Here is an 11,778-nt window from a genome sequence, read left to right as displayed (position 1 = left end):
TTCATTTATTTTTTAACATAAGTTTTAAAATATTTTTTGCAAACTCTTCAAATGAAGTATTCTTTCCACGCTGGTTATACCACTTTCGAATCGTTTCTACTAACCAAAACGGCACAGAATTTCCATCTATTAAATGATAGTATTGCTCATATCCTTTTTTTAAATGCTCCCATCGATGATCATTACCTTGTAGTGTGTATTCAGAGACATCAATTATTTTTGCCCTTCCATTTTGTAGTAAAATATTTTTCAAATGAATATCACGAGGGTTAAGTCCCTTCTTCCGAACATATTCTCTTGCTTCCTCCACTTCATTTATAACCTGTTTTGGAATGTGAATACCCTGAAGAATGCAGTCAAAGAGCGTTTTTCCTTCTTCGTAGCTTAAAACCAGGTATTCGTTGTATGCAGCAAAACATGTTGAAAAGTAAGGTGATTCTTCTAATACTTGATAAACCGTTGCTTCAACTTTTACTTTGTGTACTTTGTCTTTGGCATATATTTTAAATGCATAAGCCGGCACAGAAAGAGACTGAAAAACAGCTGCATCTGTACCAACACCTATACACTTCAAATCATTAGCTTCACCACATATGGTTACTGGCTCGTTATTCGGATTTGAAAAAACTTTTATTTTAGAAAGAGAACCTATAGCTTTGTCCCAGTCGTTTTCCATATCATTTCTCCCATCATTTGCATTGAAGAAAACTACGCTATCTAATTACTCAATACCGCTTTTAACAATATTCAGTCTACACATTGATCTTTAACTAACACCCGTTAAAGATTAGGCGGTACTATCTTCCTACTTTTTCACCACATTCTAAATATCACACTTAAATCTCAAGTACCTACACTTTCTCTTTAATTTTAAAACGTTGGGAACTAATATAAGTTCCCATATACATTTCTCCTCATGGAAGTATACTGCTTCGTTAGCTGCAGAAGAACCAGTTCTACCCTCTTACGCCTCCATCAGTAACATTTACCCTAAACCACCTTGATTAAAAACTTTCAAAGTGATTTGATGTGGCTCTATTGTTAGCCTTATTTATTAATATTATCATCAATGTCGGTCTGTCTTTTCCTAATATTTAGGTTTTTATAAATACCAAGAGAGGAAAACCTTATCGCACCATCTTGCCTCCCATTTTACAAGATAAATTTTTGAGTACCTAATCTATAACGAATGTAACATCTATTACTTTTGTAAGAATTATATTGTAGTTATTAATACTATAATGTTTGTGCATCAGCAAACTGATATTAAAAATACTAAATGAATTTTCAAAAACCCCCATTTATTAACTATAAAGGTTATAATAAAGTATAAAAAATGCTAAATTAAACCTATTTCAAATTTAACTAAAGTGTTTGACTTAAAATATTTTGTAATTAAGGAGAATTATTAATGCAAATTCAAGCCAGTAATACATTAAATTATTTGAAAACAGAGGTAAATAAAAATATAAAAAATGAAAGTCTCTTAGATTTATTTGGAATTAAAAATATACATAAAGACAAAGACGAAAACGAGAAAAATATCAAACCTAAATTTGAAACCAGATATGAAGATGGTTATATACGGACATATCTTGTGAAATCGAATGGACAAAAATTAGTTAGATTACTTGTTAAGGAGGTTAAACAAACCTCAGAAAACATGAAAGAGTCCATAGATTTAGAGGATATGTTGATACAAGAGCTTGAAAAGTTATCTAATCCCAAAAAATATGAACATAATACTTCTATTTTTGAAAAAGAAAAAAATATTTATAAATATAAAACAGGTATTTGAGGACGAACAGTAAAAACCCTGATTAGAATTGATTATTAATTTGCGAGGTTTAAAAATCCTTATTTATTGCTTATTGCCACAATCCAAAGATTGTGGCAATAAATTCATATAAGGCACGAAGCCTCTGCATCACTCCATCATCTGTTTTACAATGTTATCCTTAATACGCTTATTGCTAGTTGCTGATAAAGCGTAAGCCTGAAATACAAAAATTAGCGCACCTTCTTGGTACGCACGACGTATAGCCAGCTATCTGAGTTTTTTTCAGATAGCTGGGCTATTTTAAACATGTGGGTTAGATATTTTTCCACCAAGGCATGTAATCTTGTAAGGTCTCTGGCTGTTGTTGAATCGATAAATTTGGTAGCTCCGTTAATAGCTTCACAAGGTACCGATAGAAATCAATGCCGTTTGTTTTGGCTGTTTCTGCTTAACTCAAACAGATGGCATTTGCTTTAGCACCGGCTTCACTAACAGAAAAAAGCCAGTTCTTGCGACGAATCGCATTTTCGGCTTGATTATTATTCATCTCAATTCGACCATCGAACAGATGATTTTAGGGTACAATTTGGGGTACGTACTATTCCCTAACACCCCTCTCACCCTTTCATATTACTTATTACTTAACGAACCACAACAAACATTGATATATCAACGTTTCCCTACAAAAAAACACTCGCTATATAAACGAGTGTTTTACGTTTTTTATGACAACCACTTCGGTGGTGTGTTTTTTTCCCAGTAAATATCGCCTAGATTATAGTGTGCCATGAAGTCGTCCTCGACGCTGTGATAGTGGAAGTTGTAATAATAGCCTTCCTGAGGTCTTTTTTCAGTACGTACATGGAAGCGGATGACATCTGATCCTGTATCGTTATTGATTACATTGAAAATTTTCTCACCATAATTACCACTTGGCTTTTCAGAGATGGTTAAAGATGCTAAGGATTGCTCGTCCAAACTAGCGACAGTCATGGCAATCGCCTCCTCCATTTTTGGGAAGATGATGTTGTCAAATTCATGGCTAATTTTAGGACCAATTTTAGTACCAAACTTTATGTATGATTGCTCTCTCGCTGCATCCATAAGCAAGGCATTATAATCAATTTCTTCCTCTTGGATATGAACCTGCTCGTCACTACTATAATCAGGTTCAGCAGCTAGAGCTGTGCTTGTCCCCGATGCAGGACCGATAGATGCACGATTCGAAGGATTTTGATCGAATGCTTCCCATATTTCATGCGTTGGCGTAATTAAACCAAATGTTAAAAACGCAACCATTATGACAATACTTTTTTTAACCCACGTTTTCATTCAGTATCACCTACTCTTTATGTACAAATTGGTAATTCTCCTATTATTATATACGTTCTCGCCATTAAAAGGTTTCATATTTCTATAATTCATTGTACAATATTTATGAATAATGTGTCGGTTTTTTAAAGGAGGTACAAAGCATGAGCATCGTAATGGGTATTGGACTTTTATTAATGTTAGGTTACTTATCATCTTTATGTTTCACGGACTAATTTTTTTATTTTGTAATAAGCACTTTATTAAGCCCTCAGAAGCCTGTTATATGCAGTCTTTTGGGGTTTTTCATTTTTCTTTACAATGCATATTAACGCAAAATAATGTACAAAGTTGGGGCTAATATTATTAATAATTCTTAGCGGCGTGTAAGCAAAATTTTTTAATTTAGTAATACGTATTAACTCAAAGTGGTTATAGAAAACATGAAAGCATTTGTTATGGTGGCGGAGTTAAGAAGCATTTCAGGAGCTTCAATTGAACTAAATCACCTTCAATCCAATATGACTGCAAAAATAAAAAAGATTGAATCACATTATCACCAAGAACTGTTTATCAGAAATTCAAAGGGAGTAAAATTAACAAGATATGGAGAAAAATTATAGCATCAATATAAAAAAATACTTTTTCTTTGGGAAGAAACAGAGAATTAGATGAAAAAGAATGAGGAAAAACTTTGCTCTTTTTAACTGAAGTAATCAATCGAAATTGATAGTACTATACAGATCCAACTCGTTAGCTTCTTCCACATGTGTACTCACCTCTTCACCATCATACAGTACAAAACTCTCGTAATTCTATCAAATTTGAGATGTTATAGACATTAGAAAGACAAATATCGCACCATATTAGGGCGATATGATAAAGCATATATTGCAAATTTGTCAAAGTCTGATGTAAATACAATTTCTACGCCTGGTAATAGTACTCGGTGTAAATTTGGAATAATCATTTTTCAGCTATGTTGTTCAACAAACGCGCCCGATTGTTGAATAACTATTTTTTATTATTAATAGCGTTTTCTCATGTATTTCTATATCAATTTTAGGTAGTATAAATACTAACAATTTTCTCGTTTAATAAATTTTTTTTGCTTTTTTAAACCAATTTTTATTGTGAACGGACTACATTCACGTTTAAAACATTGGATAAATCGTTTTAAAGGTGTTGATTCTAAATACTGTTTCATTGAACTCTTATACAATCCTTCACTTATTAAATAGATATGATTTGTCATTTGGACTATAGGGGTATCTACATTATATTTTGAAAAGACATGATAAAAGAGACATTTCCAAAATCGAAAATGTCTCTTTTCTAAATGTTTGATATTTATATATCACAGACGTTCTTTAGCTACACTTTTATTTTGTTTTGGTAGCTTCAATAATCCATTTAGCTAAGTTGTCTATTTGCCCTTCTACAGCAATCGGGTCTCGAAACCATGACTGACTTTCGTTCCACAAGTATACTTTTCCATCTCGAATTGCAGGTAAGTTACCCCAAATCGGATCAGCCTGCAGTTCCTCTAACGTCGATTTAGTTGTTAAAACCAAATAATCACCTGTATACTCAGGAAGCATTTCTAACGAAAACTCATAAAATGATTCTGCTAGCATGTGTTCTGGCACAGTTGAAGGTGGAGTTGCACCTAATATTTCATACATAATTCGACCGCCACGCCCAGATTTCGGTCCAAATAAGAATACTTTTCCATCGTATTCCTGCATGACAGACACTGTTTCTCCCTCATTAAGTACATGTTGAACTTCTTCACGTAATTTATTTGTGTGACTTTCAAAATTGGTAATCCATTTTTCAGCGACATCCTTTTTATCTAATAAATCACCAAAATAACGTATTTCCTCCTGAATCGTTTCAAAGCTATTGTAAGGCATAGCCACAGTTGGCGCAATCAGCGAATATTTTTCTACTGCTTCTTCTTGATTCAGTTGGGTAATGATTAAATCTGGTTTCAATTGAACCAGTGCTTCTAGCGAATCTCCCACATCTGTCACACCGTCAAGCATCCCTTCTATGTATGGACTATCCATTAAAAAAGAAACAGATGCAACTGGTTGGACGTCAAGTGCCAACACGGTTCCTAAATAGGCAGGTGCCGCTACACGTTGTGGTTGGGCAGGCACTTTCACATCTCCGAGTGCCGTTGTCATTGTTCGCATTTGAATGTTGGCAGGTGCTTCAGACTTACTTTGATTCGATTCAGTTGAGTCACTATTTTCGTTTGCCCCTTCTGATGATGTCCCACATCCCGATGTGACCATAGTTAGACACAATAGCGCCATTGCTAACAGATTTTTCTTTCTAATTGCCATATCATTTCCTCCATCTAGCATTAATTGATAATGAATATCACTATCAATTAAATGATACATTGCTGGATGTGGAGCAACAATGGACAATTTTGTCCAATTCATTGTATCTTTTGAACCTATATCCTGATATTGCTTGCGGTATTCCCCTGGTGTTATACCTGTTTGCTTCTTAAACATACGGTTAAAATAGATAGTGTCAGGATAACCAACATAAGCAGCTACTTCCTGTAGTGTCGCTTCGGTATCACACAGTAACCTTCGCGCTAAGTCTATACGTAAGCGTATCGTATAATCAAGTGGACTGCATCCCATCTGTTCTTTGAATTTCCTCGAAATGTATTGCGGAGTGTAATTCATTTGCTGGGCCAGCTGCTCCATGGAAATCATGCCACAATAATTTTTTGCGATATAGCGGACAACTTGTTCGGTTAGCGATGGGGCATGTACATGCTCCATCCGCTCCTGTAACGCTGCATGTACGAAACGGATGAAATCCCCTTTGGCCTTCAGTCTCATCAATTCGTGGTCATTCTTTAGATTATTCTCTTTGTCTACCTGTTTATTGTTAATTTGTTGCCAGTCTGCAAACATAGATTCTAGCATCTCCAACATAAAAAGTGGTTCGGAGGGGGACACTGCCCAGCTTTTCATAAATGGATTGTCTGTTTGCATCATCATATGAAACTCTCGCAATGCGGAAGCAGGTAAAGAAGCATTATATAAAATCATATAGAGATCAAGAAAATCAGTAGTTTGAACCGTTAGCCGCTGCCCCTTACCAATATGTAGTAAATGAAACCTTTCGGATAGCCACACTTCATCATTTACCCACAGTTCAGCATGTCCATTTGCAACAAACATAAACATGCTTGCTGGTGTTACATAATCATAAATCACATCGCCTCGCCCTATTCGTTTAATTCGAACGTCCAGTACACGAATGACAACTTGATTCCACAATTGAATTTGTTCACCTATATTCATAATAAAACCATGTAACGAATACTATCTACCCAGTCCATTAGATTGCTCCTTCCTATGCTATTACAATTTAATCAGTTATGATAATCATTTTGATTTTCGTTTCAAGTTATGTCAAGAACAGTACATTAAAGTGTTGGATGTAATTTATTATGGTTTCAAAAAAACTTCTACGCCCCTTTATATTTATTTTACCGCAGCAGTAAAATACTGCTCCACCAAGTGTGCTGTCTCTATTTTTCAAAAAATGCACTTACTTATGGTACGGTTCACCACTATTAATGCGAGATTACCTCCTCCACAATCTGGCCCTTTAATTAAAACGAGCGCTAATTCTTGTTACAGAAACGCGCCCGACAAGTGCATCGTCCCTATTTTGCACATACTGGTAAGCCAGTCTGTAGTACTTCTCTTTATTCTGCATCACAAAATCTGCGATGTTTGTTCCTAAATCTGTTTTATTCATCTTTTACAACCTCTCCTTAAGGTAAAAAATTCATTATAAGCGCACTCTATTGATTTTGACGTACTACTAACTTAAAAAGTTTTTCTACCACAAATTAAAATATAACCATTCAAATATTCTTCTTTTACTACGTTACAGATTATTATTTATGAATCTCCAAAGAATAAAAAAGGTAGCAACATTTACTGCTGCTACCTCAATACTTAAGTATATATCAATAACAAAAAGTCGTTCTTCTTCAACTATTCTGCGCCGTTAGTTTAAATGAGAAACTTCATAATCTTACTCTATAAATCAACAATAAAATCCAATTTTATTGAAAACGTTCCTCAACAATCTGGCCCTCACTTTATATTATTTGAATTCAAATGCCTGAACTTCCTTTTATTGTTTTTTTCCAACTTCTTAATTCAGCAATTGCAATTGTTTTTTTATATAACGACAGATAGAATGGCTCTCACTAATATCAATCCCAGTAGATAAATGTGGTCCCTGTTGTTCAAGTTCTCGTCTTAACATTATTTATTAACCACACAGATTGTAAGTTTTTATTTTATAGTTATTACACCTTCTTTGCTAATTAATTCTAATTTGTTTGAGGCTTCTCCAATCTTTCCTTTTTTTAATTTATCTGTATGTTTTTCTTTCTGATAACCTTCTAAATTTACACTTATGTCGGATGATTCACTGTTCGCTGTAAGCTCTAATGATTTGGGTGTTTCTTTATATGCTATTGTAATATCTCCCTTAACCGAATATATTCAGTTACTGTCATGCCAATCGTGGATTGGAATATTCGATGAAAGTGATACTTTGAAAAATTTGATTGTGCTGCAATATTTTCCAAGGGTAGTGGTTCATGTAGGTTTTCTTCCCCATACAAAATAATTTTCTTAATTATAATTTCATGGTTATACAACGAAGGCACCTCCTTTAAATATAGGATATCAAAGTTCTTCATTCGCTTTTTGATATATCTTGCGAAGTAATCGCTGCATCCTAAAAATCATTAAAAAGAGGTTGATGTAATGTCAGCCTCTTTTTATATCTGCAACAATAGGGTCCTTTAAAAGAAAAAGACGCGTTCTTAAATAATCGCGCCCTATTACGGAAGATTAGCTAATTATATAAATGTCCTTTCAGTAAAGTTACACAGTCCCCAATTAACTCAACTTTTTCTCCTTTTATCTTTAGTTTTATTTCACCCCCGCGCTCTGAATCCTGATATGCTGTAAATTCTTTCTTATTTAAGAGACCACTCCAATATGAAGCTAATGCGCAGTGTGCAGAGCCTGTAACGTAATCTTCGTTAATTCCTATCTTTGGAGCAAAATACCTTGATACAAAGTCATACTTATCTAATCCACGACTAGTAATAATTATACCTGGACCCTCTAGTTCTCGAATTGCATCCAAATTAGGCATTACGTTATGAACCATATCATGGTTTTCCAGTTCTAAAATGTACCGATCTTCTGCCCAAGCAGCATCTTTTATGTGGAAATCAATAACACGTTTTAATTTCTCAGTCACTTCTGTTTGAGTTGATTCTTTTAAATTAAACTTTAGAATTATTTGTTGTTCAAATAGCTCAGTTTGAAGAAGTCCTGATTGAGTATAAAAGTTAATTGTTGACTCTGATGAAGAAAAACCCTCACTCCATAAAATATGAGCAGCTCCTAATGTACCATGCCCACATAAATCAATCTCTTTAGTCGGTGTGAACCATCTAAGTTGATAGTTATTTCCATTTTCCTTTGAAATAAAAGCTGTAATAGGTTGATTGAGTTCTTTTGCTAAGTATTTCATCCACTCTTCTGATCTTTTCTCTCTTAAGAAAACTATTGCTGCAGGATTTCCCTTAAATTTTTCTTTTGTAAAAGCATTGATAAAATAAAATTGGCTATTCATATGCCGCCCCATCTCTAAATTTAATAGCTTCATATTCTTATCTACATTTTAACATAAATATCCATTTCCCTTTAAAGGTATTGTTAAATTAAATGGCCAGTTTGTGGAACAATAAAAAATCCTGCATACCAACACAGGATTTTACTTAAAACTATTTATTAACGTCATGACTTTTTTTCAAATCTACATCCAATTCTAATTGCCTTTTAATTGAGTAAATAGTGTTTCTAGAAAGAAGCAGACTCTCATAAAAGAGCCTGCCTTCCCTGTTTTGTAAAATTAAGCAGCTGTACGTACGTTTGAAGCTTGAGGTCCACGTTGACCTTCCTCCACATCAAAAGTCACTGCTTGACCTTCTTTTAAGGTTTTGTAACCTTCGCTTGAATCGCTGAGAAATGAACGAATACGTCGTCTCCACCTTCACGTTCGATGAATCCGAAGCCTTTTTCGCCATTAAACCATTTTACATTACCTTTTTCCATTTGTTTTGCCTCCTAGTATGTAAACACACACAATGTAATACTATCCATGCTCTCAGTGATCATCAAGATGAAAAGTTACAAATCCTTTACATCGAACAAAAATAATTCTTTTTAAGAAGAATATTTTTTAAATAAAATGTAAATACATAGAAAAATCCACTGACCGTCTATGTAGATGTAAAAAATTCTTAAAGTATAGAGGTGAGATTGATTGTTTTTTCTTCTAGAAAAAATGACTTAAATAATATATTGTATACCTAAAACAATGAAACCCCTACCTCTCTTTCATCCTTATGGCTCCTTGTCCGTGCCAGTGTGAATCAGGATTGCAAAAATCAGGTGACTATTTTATAAAGTTATTTTTTAAAACTTCAAACCTTCGTAAAAGAAATTTAAATAATAAAAATTGATGAAATTGTAGAACAAAAGAGGTTAATGCTCTAAAGGTGAGTGGGAGAAGTTGAATGTCTTTAAAATGATTTACTTTTAATAATAAACATATTCCCTAAAAATTCAGAATATTTACGCAAAATGTAATACATTATCTTAAATTAACCTTAACAGAAACTTTTTATTTGATTTACAGTAATCCCTTTAATTAATACTAGTTCACTAATCAAAAATTCATGTGCGTTATCTAACATTTTTTTTTCGCTTGAATTAAGTCCTTGTTCTTTCTTCATACGAATTAAATCACGTACAACTTCAGTACATTCTTGTATTTTACCCGTATTTATTTTGTCCGTGTTCACTTTATACCTTTGTTTCCAAGGCAGTAATCTATCTGATTCTCCATGTTGAAAAATGTTTATGATGTGTTTTAATGCAATTATGTCAGTAACAGGGCGTATACTAGAACTCAATATTTTACCTGTAGGAATCATGATTTGCATATTACCGATTAACATTTTTATGACATAATACTGTTGCTTTTCCCCTGAGATTTCCTTTTCTTCTATAGCTTTAATTATACCTACTCCGTGCATTGGATAAACAATGTTATCGCCAATTTCGAACAAATAATCCACCTCCATTATGGTAATCTTCTTAACCTTAACATATAAATTGTTTATTATCAAATTTTTTAATAATATCATAAATATATTTTATTTGTCAAATAATTTTTATTTAAAAATCAGAAAGAGGACTCTGTATCCCTTTAACTGTTAGTTCAAGAAGAATATTATTAAATTCATTTTTCAAACCAAACTACAGTACTTTTTAGCGGAAAATTATCGTATGAGAGGATAGACGACACTCAATTATACGAGGTTAAATAATATAATTACAATAGAACGTACACGTGATGATATTGGTACGCGTACCCCGAAAACTAAAAATAGTTATCGAAGAATTTTGGTGGATGATCTTGTAATTGATCAATTAAAAAAATACCAAGTATGGTGTAAACAAATTTTATTGAAACATGGCAAACAATTTGACATTCAGTTATTTGTATTTATAAATAAATTCAATAACCTATTGCATGGCCATTCATAAAATATTTAGAGATACGATTTTAAAAGCTGGTTTCCATGTAATGAAAGAGTTAGAAGAACAAGCAGTAGAAGTTTTCAGTAGAAGTTTGGAATGCGGAACTGGGGCTAGCAGTGGGGCTAATTAATGTAAAAGTCCGTGTAAACGTTGATAAATCAATATTTTTGCCATTTATTTAATGTTTCACGGACTAATTTTTTTTATTTTGTAATATGTACCCTACAAAGCCCTCAAAAGCCTGTTATACGCAGTCTTTTGTTGGGGTTTTTCATTTTTCTTTACAATGTATATTAACGCAAAATACATTGGCTCGATATCTGAATGTATTCTATATACAAAAGCATCATCTTCAAATAAAATTTATAGAATACTAATAATTTGGAGAGCAAAGCGACAACTAATATAGCTGCATATTTTTCTAGGCTAAATATTTGTAAAGTTCGAGAAATCACCTACCAAATCAAAAACAAAGTTTTTTGGGAGTGTGAGTACACTCCCGTTGTTTGCGCTTCTTTTTCTTTTTCTTTTACCTTTATCTTTTCATTGTTTTATTTACAATTCTTAAAGCCTTCATTGTAAACCATTTTTAGGAATTGTAAACGTTCTTTACTCTCCAACCTATTTAACAGTCTACGCCATTCTTTAAAGGCATCCCCAGCTGTTGTTAATGAATCAAGAAAGTCTTCATCCAATCCTTCGTTTTTCAAATTTTCTTTGATTATAATAGTCATATCTGAAAATATAAGTGTATCGCCTTCTTCAGCAAATGCAACGTAATTAGGTGTTACACGCATAGCTTGCTTGAACGTTGGTCGTTCCATTGTTGGATGGGGCTTATCAAAACTACATATTAACTGTTCACCTGTTGAGTAGACGTGCACATATATAACGTTATAATCAATTTGATGTTTTTTAGCCTCTTTCTTCTCTTCAGTCATAACTTATACCAACCTATCTTTTACGCATCTTCTAAAGGTTTTTAAATAACATTAGCAA

Annotated in this window: 10 protein-coding genes and 4 pseudogenes; 3 read left to right on the top strand and 11 right to left on the bottom strand. The window is 33.3% G+C overall.

Going from position 1 to position 11,778, the window contains the following annotated elements; translation table 11 throughout:
* Window position 1 precedes the first annotated feature (1 nt).
* Window positions 2–676 carry a serine/threonine protein kinase gene (locus tag MKX57_RS10440; RefSeq protein WP_008175015.1) on the bottom strand — a complete coding sequence of 225 codons (675 nt, stop codon included), beginning with the start codon at window positions 674–676 and terminating at the stop codon, window positions 2–4.
* Window positions 677–1,411: 735 nt separating this feature from the next.
* Between MKX57_RS10440 and MKX57_RS10435 the strand changes: the two genes are divergently transcribed.
* Complete coding sequence (locus tag MKX57_RS10435; RefSeq protein ID WP_107922193.1) at window positions 1,412–1,798, top strand: hypothetical protein; 387 nt, start codon at window positions 1,412–1,414, stop codon at window positions 1,796–1,798.
* A 295-nt stretch (window positions 1,799–2,093) separates the two neighbouring features.
* On the opposite strand, the pseudogene MKX57_RS10430 reads toward MKX57_RS10435, so the two are convergent.
* Both MKX57_RS10430 and MKX57_RS10425 read right to left on the bottom strand, forming a co-directional pair.
* Window positions 2,094–2,348, bottom strand: a pseudogene (locus tag MKX57_RS10430) (transposase domain-containing protein); the annotation flags it as partial.
* Between the two features lie 155 nt (window positions 2,349–2,503).
* Complete coding sequence (locus MKX57_RS10425; protein ID WP_008175017.1) at window positions 2,504–3,112, bottom strand: YpjP family protein; 609 nt, start codon at window positions 3,110–3,112, stop codon at window positions 2,504–2,506.
* A gap of 407 nt (window positions 3,113–3,519) precedes the next feature.
* Here MKX57_RS10425 and MKX57_RS10420 point away from each other — a divergent pair.
* A pseudogene (locus tag MKX57_RS10420) lies at window positions 3,520–3,711 on the top strand (LysR family transcriptional regulator); the annotation flags it as partial.
* Window positions 3,712–4,473: 762 nt separating this feature from the next.
* Here the strand turns inward: MKX57_RS10420 and MKX57_RS10415 are convergent.
* The 7 genes and pseudogenes from MKX57_RS10415 to MKX57_RS10385 all read right to left on the bottom strand — a co-directional run bounded on the left by MKX57_RS10415 (window position 4,474) and on the right by MKX57_RS10385 (window position 10,319).
* Complete coding sequence (locus MKX57_RS10415; protein ID WP_342551008.1) at window positions 4,474–6,405, bottom strand: AraC family transcriptional regulator; 1,932 nt, start codon at window positions 6,403–6,405, stop codon at window positions 4,474–4,476.
* Between the two features lie 334 nt (window positions 6,406–6,739).
* Window positions 6,740–6,892: a hypothetical protein gene (locus tag MKX57_RS10410; RefSeq protein ID WP_239355067.1), complete on the bottom strand. Its 153-nt coding sequence runs from the start codon at window positions 6,890–6,892 to the stop codon at window positions 6,740–6,742.
* A gap of 548 nt (window positions 6,893–7,440) precedes the next feature.
* On the bottom strand, window positions 7,441–7,626 hold the full coding sequence (locus MKX57_RS10405; RefSeq protein WP_258954671.1) for a DUF4097 family beta strand repeat-containing protein: 186 nt from the start codon (window positions 7,624–7,626) through the stop codon (window positions 7,441–7,443).
* A complete protein-coding gene (locus MKX57_RS10400; protein WP_342532823.1) occupies window positions 7,623–7,853 on the bottom strand; it encodes an AraC family transcriptional regulator in 231 nt (76 codons plus the stop codon). Before MKX57_RS10400 ends, MKX57_RS10405 begins: the two co-directional genes overlap by 4 nt.
* Window positions 7,854–8,011: 158 nt before the next feature.
* The gene (locus tag MKX57_RS10395; RefSeq protein WP_043989862.1) at window positions 8,012–8,803 is read right to left on the bottom strand and encodes a PhzF family phenazine biosynthesis protein; all 792 of its coding nucleotides are present in this window, start codon (window positions 8,801–8,803) and stop codon (window positions 8,012–8,014) included.
* 279 nt (window positions 8,804–9,082) lie between these two features.
* A pseudogene (locus tag MKX57_RS10390) lies at window positions 9,083–9,285 on the bottom strand (cold-shock protein).
* A gap of 557 nt (window positions 9,286–9,842) precedes the next feature.
* Window positions 9,843–10,319, bottom strand: a complete 477-nt coding sequence (locus MKX57_RS10385; protein ID WP_008175037.1) for a CarD family transcriptional regulator — start codon at window positions 10,317–10,319, stop codon at window positions 9,843–9,845.
* A 250-nt stretch (window positions 10,320–10,569) separates the two neighbouring features.
* Here MKX57_RS10385 and MKX57_RS10380 point away from each other — a divergent pair.
* Window positions 10,570–10,707: pseudogene (locus MKX57_RS10380) on the top strand (site-specific integrase); the annotation flags it as partial.
* A 623-nt stretch (window positions 10,708–11,330) separates the two neighbouring features.
* On the opposite strand, the gene MKX57_RS10375 reads toward MKX57_RS10380, so the two are convergent.
* Window positions 11,331–11,720 (bottom strand): hypothetical protein, encoded by a 390-nt coding sequence (locus tag MKX57_RS10375; protein ID WP_342551007.1) that lies wholly within the window; start codon window positions 11,718–11,720, stop codon window positions 11,331–11,333.
* Window positions 11,721–11,778 lie beyond the last annotated feature (58 nt).

The sequence above is a fragment of the Lysinibacillus sp. FSL M8-0216 genome (assembly GCF_038595555.1).
Lineage (GTDB): Bacteria > Bacillota > Bacilli > Bacillales_A > Planococcaceae > Lysinibacillus > Lysinibacillus fusiformis.
The sequence above is the reverse complement of the archived record's forward strand: the minus strand, read 5'-3'. Positions and strand labels throughout refer to the sequence as shown.

Bases quoted from the DNA above. Each gene is read 5' to 3' on its own strand.
- MKX57_RS10440 (WP_008175015.1), bottom strand. From the start codon at position 676: ATGGAAAACGACTGGGACAAAGCTATAGGTTCTCTTTCTAAAATAAAA.
- MKX57_RS10435 (WP_107922193.1), top strand. From the start codon at position 1,412: ATGCAAATTCAAGCCAGTAATACATTAAATTATTTGAAAACAGAGGTA.
- MKX57_RS10425 (WP_008175017.1), bottom strand. From the start codon at position 3,112: ATGAAAACGTGGGTTAAAAAAAGTATTGTCATAATGGTTGCGTTTTTA.
- MKX57_RS10410 (WP_239355067.1), bottom strand. From the start codon at position 6,892: ATGAATAAAACAGATTTAGGAACAAACATCGCAGATTTTGTGATGCAG.
- MKX57_RS10400 (WP_342532823.1), bottom strand. From the start codon at position 7,853: ATGAAGAACTTTGATATCCTATATTTAAAGGAGGTGCCTTCGTTGTAT.
- MKX57_RS10395 (WP_043989862.1), bottom strand. From the start codon at position 8,803: ATGAATAGCCAATTTTATTTTATCAATGCTTTTACAAAAGAAAAATTT.
- MKX57_RS10385 (WP_008175037.1), bottom strand. From the start codon at position 10,319: ATGGAGGTGGATTATTTGTTCGAAATTGGCGATAACATTGTTTATCCA.
- MKX57_RS10375 (WP_342551007.1), bottom strand. From the start codon at position 11,720: ATGACTGAAGAGAAGAAAGAGGCTAAAAAACATCAAATTGATTATAAC.